The 19,333-nt window shown below is 73.3% G+C and carries 21 protein-coding genes; 4 read left to right on the top strand and 17 right to left on the bottom strand.

The genetic code is table 11. The features are described from left to right. The first annotated feature begins 271 nt into the window (after window positions 1-271). Complete coding sequence (locus GGQ91_RS19860) at window positions 272-559, top strand: hypothetical protein (protein ID WP_043351475.1); 288 nt, start codon at window positions 272-274, stop codon at window positions 557-559. Window positions 560-745: 186 nt separating this feature from the next. On the opposite strand, the gene GGQ91_RS19855 is transcribed toward GGQ91_RS19860, so the two are convergent. Next, window positions 746-1,465, bottom strand: a complete 720-nt coding sequence (locus GGQ91_RS19855; RefSeq protein ID WP_043387833.1) for a helix-turn-helix transcriptional regulator — start codon at window positions 1,463-1,465, stop codon at window positions 746-748. A 94-nt stretch (window positions 1,466-1,559) separates the two neighbouring features. Between GGQ91_RS19855 and GGQ91_RS19850 the strand changes: the two genes are divergently transcribed. After that, window positions 1,560-2,171, top strand: a complete 612-nt coding sequence (locus tag GGQ91_RS19850) for a glutathione S-transferase family protein (RefSeq protein ID WP_043357054.1) — start codon at window positions 1,560-1,562, stop codon at window positions 2,169-2,171. Between the two features lie 1,119 nt (window positions 2,172-3,290). Here the strand turns inward: GGQ91_RS19850 and GGQ91_RS19845 are convergent. Beyond that, window positions 3,291-3,452 (bottom strand): YqaE/Pmp3 family membrane protein, encoded by a 162-nt coding sequence (locus GGQ91_RS19845; RefSeq protein WP_085987713.1) that lies wholly within the window; start codon window positions 3,450-3,452, stop codon window positions 3,291-3,293. A gap of 216 nt (window positions 3,453-3,668) precedes the next feature. Next, a complete protein-coding gene (locus tag GGQ91_RS19840) occupies window positions 3,669-5,177 on the bottom strand; it encodes a glucosamine inositolphosphorylceramide transferase family protein (RefSeq protein WP_182592696.1) in 1,509 nt (502 codons plus the stop codon). A gap of 524 nt (window positions 5,178-5,701) precedes the next feature. Between GGQ91_RS19840 and GGQ91_RS19835 the strand changes: the two genes are divergently transcribed. Beyond that, entirely contained in the window at window positions 5,702-6,535 is an 834-nt protein-coding gene (locus GGQ91_RS19835) for an outer membrane protein (protein WP_043756327.1), read from the top strand. Between the two features lie 348 nt (window positions 6,536-6,883). On the opposite strand, the gene GGQ91_RS19830 is transcribed toward GGQ91_RS19835, so the two are convergent. The 3 genes from GGQ91_RS19830 to GGQ91_RS19820 form a co-directional block, all read right to left on the bottom strand. Further along, on the bottom strand, window positions 6,884-7,084 hold the full coding sequence (locus tag GGQ91_RS19830) for a hypothetical protein (RefSeq protein ID WP_182592793.1): 201 nt from the start codon (window positions 7,082-7,084) through the stop codon (window positions 6,884-6,886). A 195-nt stretch (window positions 7,085-7,279) separates the two neighbouring features. Then, the gene (locus tag GGQ91_RS19825) at window positions 7,280-9,391 is read right to left on the bottom strand and encodes a putative bifunctional diguanylate cyclase/phosphodiesterase (protein WP_179697411.1); all 2,112 of its coding nucleotides are present in this window, start codon (window positions 9,389-9,391) and stop codon (window positions 7,280-7,282) included. A 328-nt stretch (window positions 9,392-9,719) separates the two neighbouring features. Continuing rightward, window positions 9,720-10,016, bottom strand: coding sequence for a hypothetical protein (locus GGQ91_RS19820; protein ID WP_236952738.1), 297 nt, complete (start codon window positions 10,014-10,016; stop codon window positions 9,720-9,722). A 95-nt stretch (window positions 10,017-10,111) separates the two neighbouring features. On the opposite strand from GGQ91_RS19820, the gene GGQ91_RS19815 reads away from it, so the two are divergent. Continuing rightward, window positions 10,112-10,483, top strand: coding sequence for a hypothetical protein (locus GGQ91_RS19815; RefSeq protein WP_043386687.1), 372 nt, complete (start codon window positions 10,112-10,114; stop codon window positions 10,481-10,483). A 50-nt stretch (window positions 10,484-10,533) separates the two neighbouring features. On the opposite strand, the gene GGQ91_RS19810 is transcribed toward GGQ91_RS19815, so the two are convergent. The 11 genes from GGQ91_RS19810 to GGQ91_RS19760 all read right to left on the bottom strand — a co-directional run bounded on the left by GGQ91_RS19810 (window position 10,534) and on the right by GGQ91_RS19760 (window position 19,295). After that, window positions 10,534-11,226 (bottom strand): response regulator transcription factor, encoded by a 693-nt coding sequence (locus GGQ91_RS19810; protein ID WP_078947215.1) that lies wholly within the window; start codon window positions 11,224-11,226, stop codon window positions 10,534-10,536. Next, on the bottom strand, window positions 11,223-11,744 hold the full coding sequence (locus tag GGQ91_RS19805) for a hypothetical protein (RefSeq protein WP_043386683.1): 522 nt from the start codon (window positions 11,742-11,744) through the stop codon (window positions 11,223-11,225). Before GGQ91_RS19805 ends, GGQ91_RS19810 begins: the two co-directional genes overlap by 4 nt. After that, window positions 11,741-12,682 carry a YncE family protein gene (locus tag GGQ91_RS19800; protein ID WP_043357068.1) on the bottom strand — a complete coding sequence of 314 codons (942 nt, stop codon included), beginning with the start codon at window positions 12,680-12,682 and terminating at the stop codon, window positions 11,741-11,743. The genes GGQ91_RS19805 and GGQ91_RS19800 overlap by 4 nt, the downstream gene beginning before the upstream one ends. Window positions 12,683-12,690: 8 nt before the next feature. After that, complete coding sequence (locus GGQ91_RS19795; protein WP_043386677.1) at window positions 12,691-13,245, bottom strand: SRPBCC family protein; 555 nt, start codon at window positions 13,243-13,245, stop codon at window positions 12,691-12,693. 2 nt (window positions 13,246-13,247) lie between these two features. Next, window positions 13,248-14,315 carry a VWA domain-containing protein gene (locus GGQ91_RS19790; RefSeq protein ID WP_182592695.1) on the bottom strand — a complete coding sequence of 356 codons (1,068 nt, stop codon included), beginning with the start codon at window positions 14,313-14,315 and terminating at the stop codon, window positions 13,248-13,250. After that, window positions 14,312-14,944: an MxaK protein gene (locus GGQ91_RS19785; protein ID WP_182592694.1), complete on the bottom strand. Its 633-nt coding sequence runs from the start codon at window positions 14,942-14,944 to the stop codon at window positions 14,312-14,314. Before GGQ91_RS19785 ends, GGQ91_RS19790 begins: the two co-directional genes overlap by 4 nt. Further along, on the bottom strand, window positions 14,941-15,993 hold the full coding sequence (locus tag GGQ91_RS19780; RefSeq protein ID WP_182592693.1) for a VWA domain-containing protein: 1,053 nt from the start codon (window positions 15,991-15,993) through the stop codon (window positions 14,941-14,943). The genes GGQ91_RS19785 and GGQ91_RS19780 overlap by 4 nt, the downstream gene beginning before the upstream one ends. Before the next feature lie 4 nt (window positions 15,994-15,997). After that, the gene (locus GGQ91_RS19775) at window positions 15,998-16,942 is read right to left on the bottom strand and encodes a nonribosomal peptide synthetase MxaA (RefSeq protein ID WP_182592692.1); all 945 of its coding nucleotides are present in this window, start codon (window positions 16,940-16,942) and stop codon (window positions 15,998-16,000) included. A 2-nt stretch (window positions 16,943-16,944) separates the two neighbouring features. Continuing rightward, complete coding sequence (locus GGQ91_RS19770) at window positions 16,945-17,799, bottom strand: DUF58 domain-containing protein (protein ID WP_111474332.1); 855 nt, start codon at window positions 17,797-17,799, stop codon at window positions 16,945-16,947. After that, the gene (locus tag GGQ91_RS19765; protein WP_043386668.1) at window positions 17,796-18,827 is read right to left on the bottom strand and encodes an AAA family ATPase; all 1,032 of its coding nucleotides are present in this window, start codon (window positions 18,825-18,827) and stop codon (window positions 17,796-17,798) included. The genes GGQ91_RS19770 and GGQ91_RS19765 overlap by 4 nt, the downstream gene beginning before the upstream one ends. A 177-nt stretch (window positions 18,828-19,004) precedes the next feature. Then, the gene (locus GGQ91_RS19760; protein ID WP_043386662.1) at window positions 19,005-19,295 is read right to left on the bottom strand and encodes a methanol dehydrogenase [cytochrome c] subunit; all 291 of its coding nucleotides are present in this window, start codon (window positions 19,293-19,295) and stop codon (window positions 19,005-19,007) included. Window positions 19,296-19,333: the final 38 nt, after the last annotated feature.

Raw genomic sequence — 19,333 nt, 5'->3', positions numbered from 1 at the left:
TCCTCCGCGTTCACGGCACCGACGCGATCTCGACGCCGCGGAACTCACCGCCATCCGAGCAGCACGACGAAGCCGGAAAACGTGAGGGCGGAGGCCATGAGGGCGAACGGGACGATATCCATGAGGGCCGCGTAGCGGCGAGCCGCAGGCTCGGCCATCGGGCGTTCGGCCGCTGCGGCACGATCACCGCCGCTCCGGCCATCCTGGTTCGAACCGAAGAGCGCTCTGGACCGTTGATGGCCGTTCAGCGTGACCGTTCGAAGAGCCTCCCATGGACCGCCCCCGCCGCGTCGGCCTGCCCTGGTACGCTCCGGAGCGCTACGCGGAGTTGCGCGCGCGCTTGGCGGATGGCGCCAAGCTGCCGCCCGACTATGAGACGTGGCGCGTCGCCACCGAACAAATGGAACGCGAGGTGCAGCGCAGCGGCGTAGAGGTCGTGCGCGTGCCGATCGAGCCGGAGATCTTCGCCGCGTGGTGCGAGCGGGCCGGGCTTCAGAGAGATGCGGCGGCGCGCGCCCGATACGCCGCCGCGGCACTGGCGGCCGACTGGGCGATCTGAAGAGCGCGGCGGCGTCCCAAGGGCGATCCGTCGCGCCGCCCCCGGGCGGCGCGGGCGCAGTTCGGCCAGCGCGTGACAGCCGGGCGGGCGACGGGGGCGATCGCGGCGCGACCCGGATCGCGTTCGGAACGCCAGGGGGCGCCCGCCCTCGACGGCTGGTGGCCGCAAGCCGGGATCCCGACGCCTTCACGTCACGACCTGCGTCGGCGCGTGCGGACCCACCGGCCGGCCCGACAGGCTCCGCTTCCACCGGGCGCGCAGGACGGCGGGCCGGAGGCCGTGCCGCTCCTCCAGGAAGTCGGGGTCCGTGATCCGGTCGGTGCGGAAGTGCCGGAATTCCCCGCGCAGCTCGCACCAGCCGGCCAGCATCCGTGCCTGATCGAAGAACCCGACGATCACCGGCCAGATCACGCGCCGGCTCGGATCGCCGCGCGCATCGCGGTAGTCGATGCGGATCTTGCGGCCCTCGCGGATCCAGGCCCGGGTCCGCGCGACATCGATCCCGTCCGCGGTCTGCGTGAAAGCCGGCGGCGTACCGATCGACGGATCGGCGATGAACGGATGCAGGCGCTCGGGCACGACGGCGGTGATCTTGGCGATGAGATCGCGCGCCGCCTTGGCGAGGACCGGCTCGCCCCGGCCCGCAACCCATTGCGCGCCGAGAACCGCCGCCTCGATCTCGTCGGGTGTCAGCATCAGCGGCGGCATGTCGAAGGTCTCGCCCAGCACGTAGCCGAGCCCGGCCTCGCCCAGGATCGGCACGCGCTGGCCGACGAGATCGGCCACGTCCCGATAGACCGTGCGGGCGGACACCTCCAGCTCCCGGGCGATCTCGGCGGCGGTCACCGGGCGCGGCGCACGCCGCAGGATCTGGATGATCTGAAACAGCCTGTCGGCGCGGCGCATCACTCGACTCCTGCTGACAGGATGCTGTCAGCAGGGTGGTCCTACAAGCCTCCCGTCGCGGCCATCCCGCCCGCCGTGACGAAGGAACCGCGCCATGATCACCCTGTATCACGCCCCGCAATCGCGATCCTCACGCATGATCTGGCTGCTGGAGGAGCTGGGCGTTCCCTACGCCATCGAGCCGGTCTCGATCTTCCGGCCGATGACGGGGGAGGGCGTGCCGGATGCCGCCAACCCGCATCCCGACAAACGCGTCCCGGCCCTCCTGCACAACGGCGTGCTGGTCGCGGAGTCCCTGGCCATCGTGCTCCATCTGGCGGAGCACTTCCCCGAAGCGGGGCTGGCGCCGGCGATCGGCGACCCCGATCGCGGCGCATACCTGACTTGGCTGGCTTGGTACGTGGCAGAGTTCGAGCCTGCCCTGTTCGCCGGCATGGCGGGCGAGCTCCCGGGATCGCCGCAGAAGCGCCGCGCCCACGAGGCGGTGGTCCGCCGCCTCGAAACCGCCCTGGCGCGCGGCCCCTACGCGATGGGTGAGAGGTTTTCCGGCGCCGACATCCTCATCGCCAGCGCGCTGGGCTTCGGCCGCGCCGCGTTCCCGGCCAGCGAGGCCTTCGAGGCCTATCTGGAACGCTGCCGGGCGCGACCGGCCGCCCTCCGCGGTGCGGCGCGGGACGGTGCCTCCGGTCTTCAGCAGGGTGCCTAGGGCGCCCTCCGCCGAAGCGGATGCCGGTTCTGTGGAGGGGCCCGCGCCAGAAGGACGGACCGAGCCCGCACCGCGCCGGCGTGCAGCGCGGTGCGGGCTCCGCCGGCCATCGCCGCGCAGACGATGTGCGGGGCGCCCTCCACCGCGGGTGTTTCAGGACACGCCGGACCTGAATGCTTGAGCTTACATCAGGATCACACCGCGAACGCCGCCGCACATCTGATGGAGATGACGATGACCTGGACGAACCGCATCACGATCGCCGCCACCCTGATCGCGGGCGCGATCGCGCTGGTCACCTACGCGCAGGCTCTGAGCCTTCCCGCGCATTTCGCGTAGGACGGACCGGCGGGACGGCCGACCGCCGCATCCCGTCCCGCGCCGGGGCACGCTCAGCCGTGTCGCTGAACCTGCGCCGAACGGTTCCGCAATGCAACGTGACGCATCGCACCGCACGCGCCCGGCCGATCCGGCATCATCGTTGCAGTTGGTTTTCCCGGGCCTCCGAAGGCCCGCCGCGTGATGAAAGGAGTGCACGACATGGTTCTGAAGGGCTTTTCCTACGCGATGATCGGCGCTTTCCTGGGCGGCCTCGCGATGACGGTGACCGGCTCGGCCGGCGTCCTGATGGGCTTCTGAGCGACGGAGACTGGCAGCCCGCGAGGCTGCCCTGGCGACGGTCTTCGCGGGCGGCGGGGTTCTTGCCCCGCCGTCGTCGCGTTCGGGGACCGGGCAGATCGCGGCACCGCCGCGCACGCAGCCAACTTCCAGTCGCCGGCCGGCCCAGCGGGATCCGGCAGGCGCATGACGGCCGGGCGCAGTGCACCGCTCCCAATCGACGGTAAAGCGAACCGGAATCCCGCCAACGTGCGGGATCGGGCCCGACATTCCTTTACCGTGCGAATCGGATCGTCGGTTCGAGACCGCCGGAGTCGGCACGCCGCCGGCCGCCTCGGCCGGTCTCCCGAGGCTCGGGCCGGCCGCTGGAGCCGAGTCCGAGCATCAGGCCGGTCACGTCCCTCGGTGGGATCGCTCGGATCGATCCTTCCGCGACGGTGCGGCCTCCGTCGATCTTCGGGCGTAAGCCGGGCCGGTCCGCGACCGGCCCGGCGCTGTCCGTCAGGCCGCCTCCCTCCGGGTCACGACCAGGGCCCAGATCGTCGCCGGGATCCATCCGATGATCGTCAGGTGGAGGATGATGCAGAGGATACCCTGAAGCACCTTTCCGCGCAGGAACATGGCGAGCCATGGCGCGAGAAAGCAGATGAGGATCATGATCATGAGGGTGACGTGTCTCCGGGTTCGTGAGCGAACACGGAAAGCGCCGGCTGGTTCCTGGGGGCCGGGCCTCCGCCGCGACACGCATCGGATCGAGGTCCCGGATCGAGATCCCGGATCGAGGCTCCGGGGCGCAGGGCGGATGCCGGTTCGGCGCCGGAGGGCTTGTGAGAACGGGCATCCGACGCCGTGCCGGTTCGCCCGGGGCCGGGTGCGGCTCTAGGCGCCGAGCCGCGCCCTGAGGCGCGAAGCCCGGCCGGATCCGTCGATGCACTCGATGCCGCCGCCGGCGTTGAGCGTGTGGAGACAGCTGCCGGGCCAAGCCGGCCCGGGCTCGATCCGGCCGAGGACGGTCTGGGCGAACCCGTCTTGGTCCAGCCGGTCGATCCGCGCCAGCGACAGGGCGCGGCCGTAACCGTGGGCGCAATCCTGAACCGGACGGATCAGGCGCCCGCGGCGCGCGACGATCCGGCCCGCGGGCCGCGCGAACGAGGGGTCGACCAGAACGGGATTGGCCGGATGCGGCACATACGGTCCCCGGAAGTCGGGGGCCGACCAGAGATACAGCGCGTCGTGGTGGCACCCCGATCCCGCCGGGGCGCCGGGGGGGGCGTCGCGCACGGTGGCGAAGAGCCACCAGCGGCCATCCTGTTCGAGGAGCGTCGCGTCGCTCGCGACCACGCCGGAGAGGAGCGTCGCTTCCTTCACCCAGCCGCCGGGGTAGCGCGTCGCCCGGTAGAGATCGACCGTGCCCGCCGCGGAACTCTCCGGCACCATCCAGACGGCGCCCGCCCGCGCGAACACGAACGGGTAGGAGAGGTGATACGGCTCCTCCAGCACGGGGATGGGCGCCCCTACGGGACCGTCCGGCCCGAAGCGGACGGCCGAGATGATCGCCTTGCCGGTCGCGTGCGGGAATTCCTCGACGAAGACGTGGGTCGTCCCATCGGCGGCGAGCGGGAACGGGTCGGCGTAGAAGCGACGGCCGTCGTCGGGCAGGATCTGCCATCCCCCCTCGGGATGGCGCCCCAGGTCGATGAGATCCGGCCCGCGCAGAACCCGCCATCCGGTGCGCCAGTGCGGCGCGTGATAGCACAGCCTGTACAGGCGGCCGACGAGACTGCGGGCCAGAAGCCGCGCCGGTCGGGACGCCCGGATCCGCGCCGGGCGCGCGGGCCCGGCGGCCGCCGGGGCCGGGGTCTCAGCCGCGGCGCGGCCCGCCAATCGGTCCCGCAGCGCGGCGGCGACCAGCGTGGTCGTGCGCACCAGCGCGTCCTCGAACGACAGCGCGATGGAGCCCCGGTAGTCCGATCCGAGGCGTCCCGAGACCAGGACGGTGTCGCCTTCCAGCAGGTCGAGGCGCGGCACGCGGCCGGCGAGCAGGCTCCCGAGCAGGCCGGTCTCGCCGAAGCCGCCATCGTAAGCCACCCGCCAGACCGGGCAGCGGGCGACCGCATCGCCACACAGGTCGAGCAAGAGGTCCGGGGCCGCGGGATCGGTCCAGGCGGCCAAGTCCGCCGGCGGCACAGGCGCCGACCCGTTCGGGGCCACCCGGAAGATCAGGGATTCCAGCCGGAACAGGAGGTCGGCCTGGACCGGCCAACCGTCCGGGCCGGGTGCGGCCTCGACACTGACGGCTTCGATGCCGGGCAGGCCCGAGAGTCGCGTCAGCAGCGCGACGTGCCAGCGGCGCGGGTTCGCGCCGTCGAGGCGAACTCTCACATGCATGGCAGCCGGGTTCCTATCGATGGGTCGCTCGAGACAATGACTGTCGATCCCGTCTATTTTCCCGCTGGTAACGGGAGTGATAACTTTGGGCGGCCCATAGGATTTACCGTCGATCGGCTTCCGGACAGCGGCGAGGGTGCCGAAAGCCGATCATCCGCGCGGCGCGCGATTGCCGGCGACTGGCTCGGCGGCCCGGTCCGGAATCCCGCGGGATCGATCTCGAGTGTCAGGCCCGGCCCAGGCGGCGCCCTCCCCCCACGAGGCCGGCCGGTCGCGCAGGGGCACCTGTGGCTCGACAGCCACAGGTGCGGGCGTAGGCACAGTGCGATGCAACCAAAACGCCTTCACATTGTTCTCGCGCGCGCTCGCGGTATGAGCGATGTATTTCGGCACCTCGGCGAATCTTGAGGGATGATTTACTATGGCATTGCCCGCCATCGACGGGCGGTGTGTCCGTAAAACTACAGCCATTTTCGTCGATGATCGGTAGCCATACGTCCAGATCGAAATTTGGACCTTACCTGATGACCAAGCTCCTGGCCTCGCTGGCTGCCTTCACCGCTCTGACCGCTGCCGCCTCGGCCGCCGACCTGCCGCGCCGCGCCGCCCCGCCGCCGGTCTTCACCCCCGTCCCGGTCTTCACCTGGACCGGCGCCTACTTCGGTATCAACGCCGGCTACGCCTTCGACGCCAGCGACCGCAACACCGGCAACACCTTCGCCGTGCCGTTCCCCTACGCCGCTCCCGGCACCGTCGCCTCCTTCCGCAACCGCAGCCAGGACGGCTTCTCCGGCGGTGGCCAGATCGGCTACAACTGGCAGCTGACCCCCGGCTCCGGCGTCGTGTTCGGTATCGAGGCGGACGCCCAGTACCTCGACTTCGGCCGTAACCGGAACAACGCCTTCGTCGCCGGCGCGCTGGCCCCCGGCTACTACGTCACCGACCCGCGCGGCCTCTCCAGCCTCGACTTCTTCGGCACCGTCCGCGGCCGCCTCGGCTACGCCTTCGACCGCACCCTCGTGTACGGCACCGGCGGCTTCGCCTACGGCTCCGGCAGCGCCGACCGCTCCTTCGGCGGCTACGCCGGCAACGACAGCTTCCGCACCGGCTGGGCCGTCGGCGGCGGCGTCGAGTACGCGCTCCCCACCGACTCCTTCCTGAACTTCTTCCGCTCCTCGGCCGTGACGCTCAAGGTCGAAGGCCTGTACGTCAACCTCGACCGCAACACCCGCAACCAGGGCGCGTTCGTCATCAACGCCGCCAACAACTTCCCCGTCGTCTACAGCGGCATCGGCCGCCGTTCCGACGAGTTCGCCGTCGTCCGCGCCGGCCTGAACTACAAGTTCGGCTCCTACTAAGACCGCGCTGCGGCGGTCGGATCCCGACCGCCGCGCCAAGCCGAACTCGCAAGGGGCCGCGTCCGAAAGGACGCGGCCCCTTCGGCGTTCGGAGGCCGTCGCGTCTGCGACAGGACGGACTTTCCACGGCCTCAACCGCGGAGCGCTGTGAACCAGGGCCGGGCGACCTCGGAGCGGGTGGCCCACCCCGGATGGCTTCGCTGCGCGCGTGAAACCTGGACGCCGGCGTCGTCCGAGCGCTTCACGCGGAATCCGTATCGGACCGCCCGCCGCGCGTGCGGCGCGGGGCATCGACAGCCTGCGCCCCCCAGGTCCGCAGCCGATTCTCCGTCGGTCGGAGCCGGGGGATCAGCCGATCGCCCAGAAGAGCGGCAGGGCGCCCGCCAGGAACAGCGCGGAGGAGATGAGCACGGCGACGCGCTCGCGATGACGGAGGATGAGGGCGTGGGGCTGGGCGAACATGCGATGAGGGCGCTGGGTGAGCCGGATCGGCGGTGCGCGGTAATGCTGGCCTCCGAACCTTGACGGATCGGGGGCAGGTCCCGTCATCCACAGGCGGTCGTCGTCGGGTGTCGCGGCCGCGCCACAGAGGCCGGCGCGGCGCCCGCGGTCCCGGCGGACCCCGGAACGCGTCGGGGCCGCAGGGCGGCTATCGCCGCCGTTGGACGCCGGCCGATCGGGCGGCCCGATCCGGCCCCGCATCGACCGTCCGGGCTCCGGGCCGTCGTCGATCCGCAGCGTGCCTCAGGCGACGGCCGCGTCCGGGCGGCCCGGTGCCACGAAGCCTTCGCACGCACCGATCTGCTCGGCGAAATGCTCGATCGGCTGCGGCTTGCTGATCAGATAGCCCTGGGCCTCGTCGCACGCCTCCGCGGCCAGGAAGCGCATCTGCGCATCCGTCTCGACGCCCTCGGCCACGACGCTCATCCCCAGGCTGCGGCCGAGCCCCAGGACCGCGCGCACGATCACAGCAGCCTGCGCGCTGACCTCGACATGGCCCACGAACGACCGGTCGATCTTGATCTTATCGAAGGGGAACGCCTGCAGCGTCGCCAGCGACGAGTAGCCCGTCCCGAAATCATCCATCGCGATGGAGATGCCGAAGGCCTTCAGCCGACGCAGGATGCCGAGCGCCCGCGCCATGTCGTTGATGATCAGGGTCTCGGTGATCTCGAGTTCGAGCCGCGTCGGCGCCAGGCCCGTCTCGGTGAGGATGGCCAGGATGCGCTCGGGCAGATCCGCCTGCTGGAACTGGCGCGGGGACAGGTTCACCGCCACCTTCAGCGGACGGGACCACCGCGCCGCCTCCCGGGAGGCGGCGCGCAGCACCCACTCCCCCAGCAGCAGGATCAGGTCGCTCTCCTCCGCCAGCGGGATGAAGGCATTCGGCGGCACCAGCCCGCGGGTCGGATGCTCCCAGCGCACCAGCGCCTCGAACCCGAGGAGCCGGCCGGTGGCGGTGCTCACCTGCGGCTGGTAGTGCAGGATGAGTTCGTCGCCCTCGATCGCCTGGCGCAGATCCCGTTCCAGGTCGCGCCGGGCCGCCTCGGCCTCGTCCATCGTGGGCTCGAACACCCGATGGGTGTTCCCGCCCTCCGCCTTCGCCCGGCAGAGAGCGAGATCGGCGCGCCGGAACAGCGTCTCGCTATCGGGACCGTGGCCGGGCGCCTGCGCGATGCCGACGCTCAGGCCAACCTTCAGCCGCTGCTTGCCGAAGCGGATCGGCGCCTGCACCGCCGCGATGAGGCGCGCCGCCAGGGTCTCGGCGTGGGCGGGATCGCCCGCATCGGCCACCAGCACGGCGAACTCGTCGCCGCCGAGGCGCGCCACCATGTCCTCGGCCCGCAGTACCGCGCGGATGCGATGGGCCACCGCCCGGAGCAGGAAATCCCCGGCCGCGTGGCCGAGGCTGTCGTTGACGGCCTTGAAGCGGTCGAGGTCGAGGCACAGCACCGCGCAGGCGCCGCCGTGGAGATGCAGGTCGGCGAGCCGGATCTCCAGCCGCTCGTAGAACAGCGCGCGGTTGGGCAGGTCGGTGAGGCCGTCGTGGCGCGCCATGTGGGCCACCTGCCCCTCGGCCGCCTTGCGGGCGCTGATGTCGATCTGCGTGCCGATGAAGCGCAGGGCGCGGCCATCCGCGGCGCGGGCCACGACCTTGCCGCGGGTCATCATCCAGGCCCAAGTGCCGTCCTTGCGCCGCATCCGGTGCTCGCACGCGAAGGTCGGCGCCCGCCCGCTCAGATGCTCGATCAGGGCCCGCTCGGCCGCGCCCGCATCCTCCGGGTGGAGCAGGGCCCGCCACGTCTGGGCGTGGCTCGCCAGCTCGCCGGGCTCGTAGCCCAGCACCCCCCACCAGCGATCCGAGGACCACGCCTCCCCGGTCGTGAGATCGCAGTCCCAGAGCCCGTCACTGCCCGCGTCCTGCGCCAGGGCGAGGCGCGTCTCGCTGACCTGCAGCGTCTCCTCGGCCCGCTTGCGCGCGGTGATGTCCGTGAAGGTCCGCACCGCCCCGCCATCGGGCAGCGGCACGGTGCGGATCTCCAGCACGGTGCCGTTCGGGCGCTCGCGCTCGTAGGTGTGGGCGCGGCGCTCCAGCCCGCGCGCGGCCACCCAGCGCCGCAGGGTCTCGCACGCCGCGCCGAACTCCCCCTGCGCGATCTGATATTGCCGGACGGCCTCGAAGGTCGGGCGGGTCCGCATCAGCGCCGGCGGCAAATCGAGCAGCGTGAGGGCGCGGGCATTGCAGACCTGGACGACGCCGGCGGCGTCGATCATCATGAGTCCCTGGTCCATCGTGTCGAGGACGGTGTCCAGAAGCTTCGCCTTCTCCCGCAGCGCGCCCATCCCACTGTTCATGTTCCGGGGATCCCACTCGTCCGCCTGCGCGAACGTACTGCTGGACGGTGCACGCTCCCACCAGGCGGGACTTTAGCAACGGGGAGCTTTCCGGATTCTTTCCGGAAGACCTGATTTCAATTGCTGCGTGTAATCCCGGAGGCGGATGGAGCACGGCTCCGCGGGCGTCCGGCGCGCCGCATCGGCCCTTGCCGGGCCGCCCGCGGAGCTTTCCGATACGCGGACCGCAGGCGGACCCGGGCTGAAGGTGGTCAGGGATCACGGCCGGATCCTGACCTTCGCGGCCCCCGGGATGTCGGCGGCACCGCAGGCCGGCGCGGCCGGCCGCTCACTCGCCTTCGTCCCGGACGAGGGAGATGCAGGCCCGCACCATCTCTTCGAGCCTGAGTTCCTTCGTGTCACCGATATTGGCGGTCTCTTCCAGACACCGCATGAAATACGCTTCGTCGAGTTTGGGCGACAGCGTGTGGAAGGCCCGGCCCATCCGGCTGGAAAAATCGATCTTGTCGGTCATGCTCGCCCGCGGCCACAGCGAGGCCTTGTCGTCCATGGTCAGGCGGGCGGCATCCGCCGGCAAGGTCCCGCAGGTCAGAGCAATTAAGACGATTATAAGCTTGGTCTGCATTGTAAATCCCCGATCCTGCGGCATAACCCTGCGTGACTCTGCGCAGCGGTGACGGTGGACGGACGCGCTGCTCTTCGAACAGGATGAGAGAAGCCATGCGCGTGGTCCGTCTGTCCGGTCTGGTCTCGGCCGGCCTCCTTCTGAGCCTGCTGACGGCCCAGGCGCAGACCCAGACCCAGGACCCATCGGCCGGCGACCCGCGGCGCAACCAGGCGGCGAAGCTCGCCGGGCTCGCCGGATTCGTGAACCTCGAATGCCCCGGCCTGCGGAGCGATCCCGCGCGCCTCAAGCAGACCGTCGAGGCCCTGGGCGTCGATGCCGCCAGCCTGGAGACCGGCGACCTGCACCTGATCGCGACCCGGTACATCGCGGCCTACCAGAAGGACGTGGCGGCGAATTGCCGGAAGGCCGAGGCGACGTTCGGGCCGCAGGGATCGATCATTCCCGGCCTGATCGTGCCGCGGTAGCCCCGGCCCGCTGTCGGCGGCGCTGTCGGCCGCGCTGTCGGCTGCCCGCCTCACACCGGCCGCCCGTCCCGCGACAGGGCGATGCGGAGAAGGTCGGCGAGGCTGCCGGCGCCGAGCTTCTGCTTCATGCCCGAGACGATGGCCGACACGCTTCGGTGGCTCATCGACAGGCTGTCGGCGATCGCCTCGTTGGACTTGCCCGCCCCCAGCAGCGACAGGACCTGAACCTCCCGCGCGGTCAGGCGCGCGAGGGGCGAGTCCAGCAGACCGGCATTCAGCATGGCGATCTTGGTCGCGACCTCGTGCGGCAGGTAGCTGTGCCCGGCCGAGACGGCCGCCAGCGCCTCGTGGAAGCGCGTCACCGCCGTGTCCTTCAGGACGAAGCCATGCGCCCCGCCCTCGATGGCGCGGGCGACGATCACCGGGTCGTCGTGCATGCTGAAGGCGAGGATCCGGGTCGCCGGCTCCAGGGCCCGCACCCGGCGGATCAGCGACAGGCCGGAGAGGCCTTGGTCGCGGAAGCCGAGGTCGGTCACCACCAGCCCGGGACGGTGGCGGTGGAACGTGCGGTATCCCGACACCACGTCGGCAGCCTCGTGGACCGCCCGGACGCCGGCATCCTCCGCGAGGTGGCGGAAGCCGCGCCGCACCACCGGGTGGTCGTCGACGATCAGCACCGCGTCGAGGATGGCCGCACCGTCCCCCCCCGCCGGCCAATCGGCCGAGGCCCGGGCGGCGCTCACGGCGTGCCCTCGAGGACCGGATGCGGGGCGGCGAGGCGCGCCAGCGCGGCCGCATGGTCGGCCCCCTGCATCCGCGCGTTGTAGTAGTGCTGGCACATCTCGCCGTAGAGGCTCTTGCGGCGCCCGCGTTCGGCCGCGATCCCGCCGAGCCCGTCGAGGATCGCGCCGTAGCCCTCGCCGATGCCGGCCTCGGCCAGCATCTGGCCGAGCTGGACGGTGCGGTTGGCGATCATGCGCGGATCCTCGATGAAGCCGTCGCGGGCCCGGGCCAGCGCCGCCGCCATCGCGCGCACGCGGGGCTCATCGGCCGGCAGGGCCTTGCCGGCCTCCCGGCCCGCGAGCCAGCGGGCCGGGTCGGTCCCGTCGGTCGGCGCGAGCCAGGCCGGCAGGGTACCCTCGGCGGTGGTGGCGACCACCGCGCCCGCGGCGTCGCCGCGCTCGTCCGAGTCCCGGTTGCAGGCGCCGAGGGCCAGCAGGACCAGGCCGGACGCGATCCGGATGCGGCAGGCCCGTCTCATCGCGCGGGCTCCCCCGGCGCCAGGACCGTGCGCGGGCCCTCCGCCACCTTGATGCGCGCCGTCTCGCGCCACGTGGCGAGATCGATCACCGAGACATCGTCCGAGAACCAGTTCGCCACGTAGGCCCGCGGACCGACCACCGCGATGCCCTCGGGATAGGGCCCCACCGCCACGGTGGCGACGATCTCGAGCCGGGCCGCATCGATCACCGTCACGGCGGCGGCATGCTGGTTGGTGACCAGGATCCGGCTGCCGTCGCCGGTGACCGCGACGCCGTAGGGCATCCGGCCGGCCGGAACCGTGGCACGGGCCCGCAACGTCGCCGTGTCGATCACCGTGAGGTCGCCGCTGCGCACGTTGGCGACGTAGAGGCTGGCCTCGTCCGGCGCGAGCGCCAGGGCGAAGGGCGCCTCGCCGGTCGGGACGACGGCCACGCGGGTCATCGTCCCCGTGTCGATCACGCTGACCTGACGGCTCTCGCGGTCGGCGACGTAGAGCCGCCCGCGCCGGTCGAGGACGAGATGGGCCGGTTCGTGCCCCACCGCCGCGGTGCCCTCGACGGCGCCGGTCGCCGCGGAGATCCGCAGCACGCGGTCGCCCGACCAGTCGCCGACGAACAGGTGCGCGCCGTCGGGGCTCGCCGCGAGGCCGAAGGCCTGGCCGGGGACGGGCAGGCGGCGGGGCGGCTTGCCGGGCTCGACGACGGTCACGGCGCGCCCGTCCGGGTGGGTGAGATAGAGGCGGCCGGCCCGGTCGGTGGCCGCCGCCACCGGCGCGGGCCCGAGCGGGATCCGCCCGGCCACGGTCCCGGCCTCGATCCGCGCCAGCTCGGCCCCCTGCTGGCTGACGACCCAGACCGGGTCGGCGGAGGCGGACGCGCCACCGGTCCCGGTGGCGGCCGCGAGCGCGAGCGTCGCGATCAGCCGGAGGTGGCGCATGCGGGGCCTCAATGGGTCGTCCGGCCCTCGACGGCCGCCTTCAGCCCCTTGAGCCCGTCCGCGAAGTAGCGGTTCATCGCCGTGCGCCCGGCCTCGTCGCTGAGGTTCTCCGGCGGCTCGTTGCCGGTGTCGCCCCGGTAGAAGCGGCCGATCCACGACACCTTGGAGCCGGTCCCGTCCGGGGTCACCGTGAGGGTCGCCGAGTAGGAGGAGACCGGGAGCGCCTTCAGGTCCGGGTCGGACATCCGGTACGAGTAGGTCCGGCCGTCGGCCAGCCACTCGTCCAGCCCCTCGACCAGGGTGCCGCCGGCCTTGAGGGTCACCCGGCGGGTCGTGCCCTCGACATTGCCGCCGCTGGCCTCGGCCTTGGCCACGTCGGGGTGCCAGCGCCCGATGCCGCCGAAATCGCCCACCACCTTCCAGACCGCGTCCGGGGGCGCCTGGATGGTGATCGACTGGTCGATCTTCTGCGGCGTCGGCCCGTGGGCCAGCGCCGCGCCGGCGAGGCCGACGACGGCGAGGCCCGCGGCGACGGCCGGGACGAGGGCGAGGGGCATCCGCATGGTCAGGTCCTGATCGGTCCGGTTGGAACGAGGGTTTGAACAGGGTGGGCCGCGCGCCCGCGGCGCGCGCGCTGGACGAGGGCGAGGGGGTTCGCCAGGAGGGCCAGGAGCGTCAGCCCCAGGGACGCCGCCAGGAGGGCGGGGCGCGGGTCGAGCCGGCCGGGCAGCGGGCGCGGCGTCGCCGCGGCGCGCAGGGGGGCGGCCAGGCCGCCCGGGCCGTCGAGATGGGCGTAGCCGAGGCCGGTCTCGGCGGCGAGGCGCTTCAGATAGGGTTCGCGAACCGCGGAGAGGTGCTCGCTGCCATGGGCCGCCTGTGCGCCGAAGGGGGCGTTGCGCGGGTTGTAGCCCTCGCGCGATTCCGCGTCGGCCGGGGGCGGCCCGGAGCGGTTCTCCTGCTGGACGTCGCTCTCGCCCAGGAAGCCCGCCGGCCGGCCGCGATCGTCGAAGCGCGGGATCGGCGACAGGCCGTAGCCGCCCGCGCCGACGATCAGCCCGCGCACCGCGCCGGGCTTGCCGTCGAAGGTCGGGCCGCCGGAGGCCGGCAGGGGCGGCGTCTCCTGGCCGTCGGTGAGGAACAGGAGGTCGGCGTCGATCTCCCCCGCCATGGCGAGCGACCGGAACAGGCCGGCCGCGATGCGGCTGTCCCCCTCCCAGGCCATGCGCGGATCGAGGGCCGCGATGGCGCCGTCCAGCGGCGCGAAATCGGCGCAGACCTCGACCGGCGTGAACAGCAGGAACGGCCGCCGGTCGGTGAACAGGCCGAGCGCCACCCGCGAGCCGCAGGGGAGGTCGGGCAGCATCGCCCGCAGCGCCGCCTTGACGGTCTCGAGCCGGCTCACGGATCCCGCGGCGGCGGGATAGTCGCGCACCGCCATGCTGCCGGTGATGTCGACCACCGCCAGCACCGACACGCCGGTGCGGGTGAACGGGATCGGCGGGGCGACGAGGGCTGCCAGCGCCAGCACCAGGGCGGCCGCCAGGACGCGGAACCGCCCGTCGCGCAGGTTGCGGGCGACGAAGGGGGGCAGGACGGAGGGCCGAACGGGGGGCAGGACGCGCCGCGGTCTCACGGGCCGCCCCGCGGCTGGCCGGGGATGTCGGTCCAGATCTTCTTCGGTTCGGCGCGCAGCTCGTCCCCGGTCTTGCGGTCGAATTCCGGGTAGTCGCGCACGAGGCGCGAGGCGACGTCGAGATTGTACTTGGCGTCCCAGAATTCGGGCCGGGCCTGGAGGGCGCGGCGGTAATCCTGCCGCGCCAGCGTCACCTGGGGCGCGGCCTTGTCGAGATCGCCGCGGCCGATCAGCACGAAGGCCTGCCGCATCCGCGCGTTGCCGATGACGTACCGCGCCCGGGCCGCCTCCCGCACCGCGCCGGCGCGGTCGAGGGCGTCGAGGAAGGGCTCGGTCTCGCCGAGACGGTCCCGGGCGGCGAGGAAGCCGATCCGCGCCACCAGGAGGGCCGGCCGCGCATCCGGGTCGACCGGCCGGTCGCGGCCCGCCTCCAGGGCGGCGATCCGGTCGTCGTCGCGCGCGGCGCTCCAGCCCGAGACGGCGAACCACAGGGCGGCGGCCGCGAGGACCAGCGGCAGGGCGACCAGCAGGGCCGGCCGGACCCGGCGCCAGGCCGCGGCCACGCCGAGGCGGGGAAGGGCGGCGCGGCGGCGCGGGGCCGGGCCGTCGAGGAGGGCGCCGGAGCTCATGCCGCCCTCCGCGGCGCCGCGCCCGCGGCTTCCGTCGCCGTCTCCGCCTCCGCCGGCGCATTCGCGAGGTCCGCCTCCACGAGCTTGGCGAGGACGAGCACGGCGAGGCCCAGCGCGGCGAGCGCGGCGGCGAGCCCGGTCAGGTCCCGGCGCGGGCGCTCCTCGACATAGGGGATCGGGTCCCGCTCCAGGGCCTCGATCTGCCGGATCGCGGCTTCCACCGCCGCGGCGCCCTCGGCCTCGAAGGCGCGGTAGGGCACGCCGAGGCTCTTGAAGAACAGGTCGAGGTGCCGCTCCGGCGCGGCCTGGGGCGTGTCCTCGCCGGCCGGCCGGTCGGCGATGCCGGGCGAGCCCTTGGTGCGCAGGAACAGCCAGTACAGGTTCGGCCGGATCCGCGCGACGGCGGCGCGCAGCTGGTCCTGGATGCGCGGGTCGATCACCGCGGCGCCGTCGGACACGAGCAGGAGCACCCGCGAGGCGCCGACATCGACCCCGAACTGCGACAGGGCCATGCCGAGGCCGCGGCCGATATTGGTGTAGTCGAGGCCGGGCCGGTCGATGGCGGCGATCGCCGCCCGCACGGCGTCGTGGCGGTCGGTCATCGGCATGACCAGCATCGGCGCGGTGGAGAAGGCCGTCACGGCAAACAGGTCGTGCCCCCGCGCGCCGACGAAATCCGCCAGGAGGCGCCGGGAGGCGGCGGCCTTCGATTCCTCGGCGCCGGAGGGCTGCCGGCCCGCGAAGGTCTCGTTCATGCTGCCCGAGCGGTCGATCAGCAGCGACACCTGCGCGCCGATGCCGAGGCGCTCGATCCGCGCCCCCGTCCGGTAGGGGCCCGCCAGGGCCACGATCAGGCCGGCGATGGCCAGGATTCCGGCGAGCGTCAGCGCCCGGCCGAGCCAGGCCGAGAGGGGATCGGCCGGGGCGGCGGCGACCGCCGGCACGGAGGTCCGGCGCAGGGCCGAGCGGGCCAGCGGCAGCAGCGCCAGCGGCAGCAGCCACAGGATCCAGGGTTCGGTCGCGCCGAGGCGGGCGAGGAGATCGGTCACGGCGTCACGCGCTCCGCTCCGCCGCCGCGAGGCGGGTCAGGAGCATCTCGGCCTCGGCGAGGGGCCAGGCCGCGCGCGCGGCGGGCAGGCGGCCGCCGAAGAAGGCGAGGCGCGAGGCCTCGAAGAAGCGCGCGAGCCCCTCCGCCTGCCCCCGAAACGCCCCGTGGCGCGCGAGGACGTCCCCGAGATCGTCGGCCAGCACCCGCCGGCCGGCGGTCTGGTCGAGCCCCCGATGCAGGGCCAGCAGCGCCGCCCGGTAGGCCTGATCGGGCTCGGCCCCCGCCCGCTGCCGCCGGAGCACCCGCAGGGCCGTCGCGAAGGGACGGCCGCGCCGTGTCCGGAACGGCCCCCAGGCGCGGTCATGCGCCAGCGCCAGGGCGGCGAGGCCGGCCAGGGTCCCGAGGCCCGCCGCCGCCGCGACATCCGGCCCGGGATCGATCCGGCCGCCGCGACCGTCCGGGCGCAGGTACTCGGCCGGATCCTCGCGCCGCTGCGGCTGCACCTCGCGCAGGGGGGAGACGCCGAGGCTCCAGCCCGGCACCTGGACGGCGGCGGTGGTCAGGCCGGTCGCCGCCTCGCTCGCCAGCGTCAGGGGGAAGCCCGGCACCTCCAGGGTGCGGGCGTCGAGGGCGGCATAGAAGCTCTGGTAGGTGAGGCGCAGGCGCACCCGCCGGGCGCCGGCCACCGTAACGTCGTCGACCGCGACGGCGCGCAGGTCGAGCCAGTAGGTCACCGGACCGGGCTGGGGCAGGGTCGCGCGCTGCAGCCGGAAATCGGGATCGGCCAGGATCTCCACCTGCGCCTCGACGAGGTCGCCCAGGAAGATTCCGAAGGGCCGCGGGCTGCGCACCTCGACGGAGCGCACCTGCGCGGCCGCCGTGCCGGCCGTCAGGGCGAGGGGCGCGGCGAGGAGGCCGGCCAGCAGGAGGGCGGGAACGCGCGCGCCCATGCTCAGGTCGTCATCAGGTGGCGGGTGAGCGCCTGGGCGTCGAAGCGCCCGGCGAGCTGGAAGACCCGGCGGGCGAAGGGCGCGGCGGCGCGCTCCAGGGCGGCGATCCGGTCCCGCTCCCGGGCGATCCAGGCCCGGCGCAGGCTCGGGCGCAGCAGGACCACGCGGCGGCCGCCGCCCTCCAGATCGTCGAGCTCGACGAGGCCGAAGGCCGGCAGCGCCTCCGCCTCGGCGGGGTCGGCGAGCAGGATCGGCACCGTGTCGTGCGGCGCCAGCGCGGCGAAGACCTGGGCGATCAGGGCCTCGGGCCAGCGGAAGTCGGAGGCGAGGAAGACGAGCTTCGGCCGCCCGGCGAGCCGCCGCGCGGCCTCGAGCATGCCGGCGCAGCCGCGACCCGTGCGGGGCGCGCCCGCGACCCGCTCGGCGGCGGCGACGGCCGCGCCCCGGTGGCGGGTGGCGGGCAGGGTGAGGTCGTCGCGCAGGGTCTCGTCGCAGCCGATTAGGCCGAACCCGTCGCTGATCCGGGTCGCCGAGACGGCCAGCGCCCGGCAGAGATCGCCCGTGAGCCGCGTCCGATCCACCGTGCCGCGGAAGCCCATGGAGGCCGAGAGATCGACCAGAACCCAGGTCTCGACCGCGGTCCGCGCCTCGAAGCGGCGGACATGCACCCCCTCGAACGGGTCGCGCAGCGTCGCGCGCAGGTCGATGCGGCGGGCATCCGGCAGTTGCAGGAACGGCACCTGATCGCGGAACGGGCCGGAGCCGCCGGCGTCGCGTCCGCGGTGGAGGCCGGCCCGGCTGCCGCGCGGCCGCCAGCGCGGCAGGTAGACGATGTCGGCCGTGCGCGGGTCGCTCACGGCGCCGGCACCGTCTCGAACGCGGCCCGGCACAGGGCGGGCACGATGGCGCCGCGCTGCAGCTCGTGGACGGGTTCGAGGAAGACGCGGTGGGCCATCACCTCGGTGAAGACCGCCCGCACATCCTCCGGCACCAGCCAGTCGCGCCCCTCCAGCCACGCCCGCACCCGGGCGGCGCGCACCAGGAAGGCGACGCCGCGCGGCGAGGCGCCCCCCTGGACGAGGGTGGCGGTGTCGAGGCCCGGGAGCCGGATCCCGGCCTCCGCGGGGCGGACCAGGGCGTCCCAGAGGGCCACCACGTAGGCCTCGATCGACGGCTCCGCCCGGACGGCGTGCTGGATCGCGGCCGCGATGCCGCCGATCCGGGCGTGGTCGAGCACGCCCTCCGCGACCGCGCCGACGAGGGCGTCGGTGTCGTGGAAGCGCGGGTCGAAGACCAGGGTCCGGCGCACCGCCGCGTCCCGGGGCGCCTCCAGGCCGATCTCCATCAGGAAGCGGTCGCGGGCCGCGGCCGGGAGCTCGAAGGTCTCCTCGCGCTCGACGCGGTTGCGGTCGGCGAAGACCTGCAGGTTCGGGAACGTGTAGGTGCGGCCGAAGGCCTGGACGCTGCGCTCGGCCATCAGCCGGAGCAGCAGGGCGTGGACCTGCGGCCGCGCCCGGTTGATCTCGTTGAAGAAGAACACCGAGAGATCTTCGGCCCGGGCCAGGACCGGGCCGGGATCGACCCGCGGCCGGCCGTCGGGGCCGAGATAGGTGTGGTAGATCAGGTCGGTCGGCATCATGTCGACCGTGCCCTCGACGCGCTCGTAGGCGCCGCCCAGCGCCCGGGCCACCGCCCGCAGCAGGGTGGTCTTGCCGACGCCGACATCGCCCTCGAGCATCACGTGGCCGCGGGCGAAGATCGCGATCGTCACGAGGCGGATCGCCCGCTCCTGTCCGACCACCGCCTTGGCGACCTCCGCCTCGAAGCGGGCCGCCGCGGCCCGCCAGTCGGTGAGCATCGTGTCTCCGGGACGGAGGGTGTTCATGAGGCGGTGCCTGCGGTGTCGGGCGGGGCGCCGGTACGGTGGCGCCGGGTGTCGATGCGGCGTGTCGGTGCGGCGCGCGGTACCGAGCGTCGCTGCGGGCCGGCGCCGCGGCGCGGGCCGGCCCCAGGACGCCCGATCGGCCGGCCGGATCGGTCGGCCGCGATCCGTTCGACGCGATCAGTTCGATGAGATCTTGGCGACGTCGTACTCGAACTTGCCGGTCTTCTTGGCGTTCTCGATCCGCTTCTTGTTGCGCTCCTCCATCTGCTTGATGGATTCGGCCTGCTTGCTGACCTCCTTCGGGTCGTGCTTGGGATCGTACTTGGTCCCGGCGACCTTCTCGGGGAAGCCGGGCTTCGGCTGCCAGCAATTGCCCGGCGCCTTGCAGGTCTGCCCGTCATAGGCCAGCGCCGGCACCGCGAAGGCCGCCCCCGCGATCAGCATCGCCGTCGTGATCACTGTGCGCATCGTTGATTCCTCCGTCTCTTCCTTGGCCGGCCGGTCGG

The sequence above is a fragment of the Methylobacterium fujisawaense genome (assembly GCF_014138435.1).
In the GTDB taxonomy this organism is placed as follows: Bacteria; Pseudomonadota; Alphaproteobacteria; order Rhizobiales; family Beijerinckiaceae; genus Methylobacterium; species Methylobacterium fujisawaense.
The sequence above is the reverse complement of the archived record's forward strand: the minus strand, read 5'-3'. Positions and strand labels throughout refer to the sequence as shown.

Excerpts from the sequence above, each read along its gene's own strand:
- GGQ91_RS19860 (WP_043351475.1), top strand. The coding sequence starts at position 272 with ATGGACCGCCCCCGCCGCGTCGGCCTGCCCTGGTACGCTCCGGAGCGC.
- GGQ91_RS19835 (WP_043756327.1), top strand. The coding sequence starts at position 5,702 with ATGACCAAGCTCCTGGCCTCGCTGGCTGCCTTCACCGCTCTGACCGCT.
- GGQ91_RS19830 (WP_182592793.1), bottom strand. The coding sequence starts at position 7,084 with ATGACGGGACCTGCCCCCGATCCGTCAAGGTTCGGAGGCCAGCATTAC.
- GGQ91_RS19815 (WP_043386687.1), top strand. The coding sequence starts at position 10,112 with ATGCGCGTGGTCCGTCTGTCCGGTCTGGTCTCGGCCGGCCTCCTTCTG.
- GGQ91_RS19840 (WP_182592696.1), bottom strand. The coding sequence starts at position 5,177 with ATGCATGTGAGAGTTCGCCTCGACGGCGCGAACCCGCGCCGCTGGCAC.
- GGQ91_RS19855 (WP_043387833.1), bottom strand. The coding sequence starts at position 1,465 with ATGCGCCGCGCCGACAGGCTGTTTCAGATCATCCAGATCCTGCGGCGT.
- GGQ91_RS19795 (WP_043386677.1), bottom strand. The coding sequence starts at position 13,245 with ATGCGGATGCCCCTCGCCCTCGTCCCGGCCGTCGCCGCGGGCCTCGCC.
- GGQ91_RS19845 (WP_085987713.1), bottom strand. The coding sequence starts at position 3,452 with ATGATCATGATCCTCATCTGCTTTCTCGCGCCATGGCTCGCCATGTTC.
- GGQ91_RS19760 (WP_043386662.1), bottom strand. The coding sequence starts at position 19,295 with ATGCGCACAGTGATCACGACGGCGATGCTGATCGCGGGGGCGGCCTTC.
- GGQ91_RS19820 (WP_236952738.1), bottom strand. The coding sequence starts at position 10,016 with ATGCAGACCAAGCTTATAATCGTCTTAATTGCTCTGACCTGCGGGACC.
- GGQ91_RS19785 (WP_182592694.1), bottom strand. The coding sequence starts at position 14,944 with ATGAGCTCCGGCGCCCTCCTCGACGGCCCGGCCCCGCGCCGCCGCGCC.
- GGQ91_RS19765 (WP_043386668.1), bottom strand. The coding sequence starts at position 18,827 with ATGAACACCCTCCGTCCCGGAGACACGATGCTCACCGACTGGCGGGCC.
- GGQ91_RS19850 (WP_043357054.1), top strand. The coding sequence starts at position 1,560 with ATGATCACCCTGTATCACGCCCCGCAATCGCGATCCTCACGCATGATC.
- GGQ91_RS19800 (WP_043357068.1), bottom strand. The coding sequence starts at position 12,682 with ATGCGCCACCTCCGGCTGATCGCGACGCTCGCGCTCGCGGCCGCCACC.
- GGQ91_RS19825 (WP_179697411.1), bottom strand. The coding sequence starts at position 9,391 with ATGAACAGTGGGATGGGCGCGCTGCGGGAGAAGGCGAAGCTTCTGGAC.
- GGQ91_RS19775 (WP_182592692.1), bottom strand. The coding sequence starts at position 16,942 with ATGGGCGCGCGCGTTCCCGCCCTCCTGCTGGCCGGCCTCCTCGCCGCG.
- GGQ91_RS19805 (WP_043386683.1), bottom strand. The coding sequence starts at position 11,744 with ATGAGACGGGCCTGCCGCATCCGGATCGCGTCCGGCCTGGTCCTGCTG.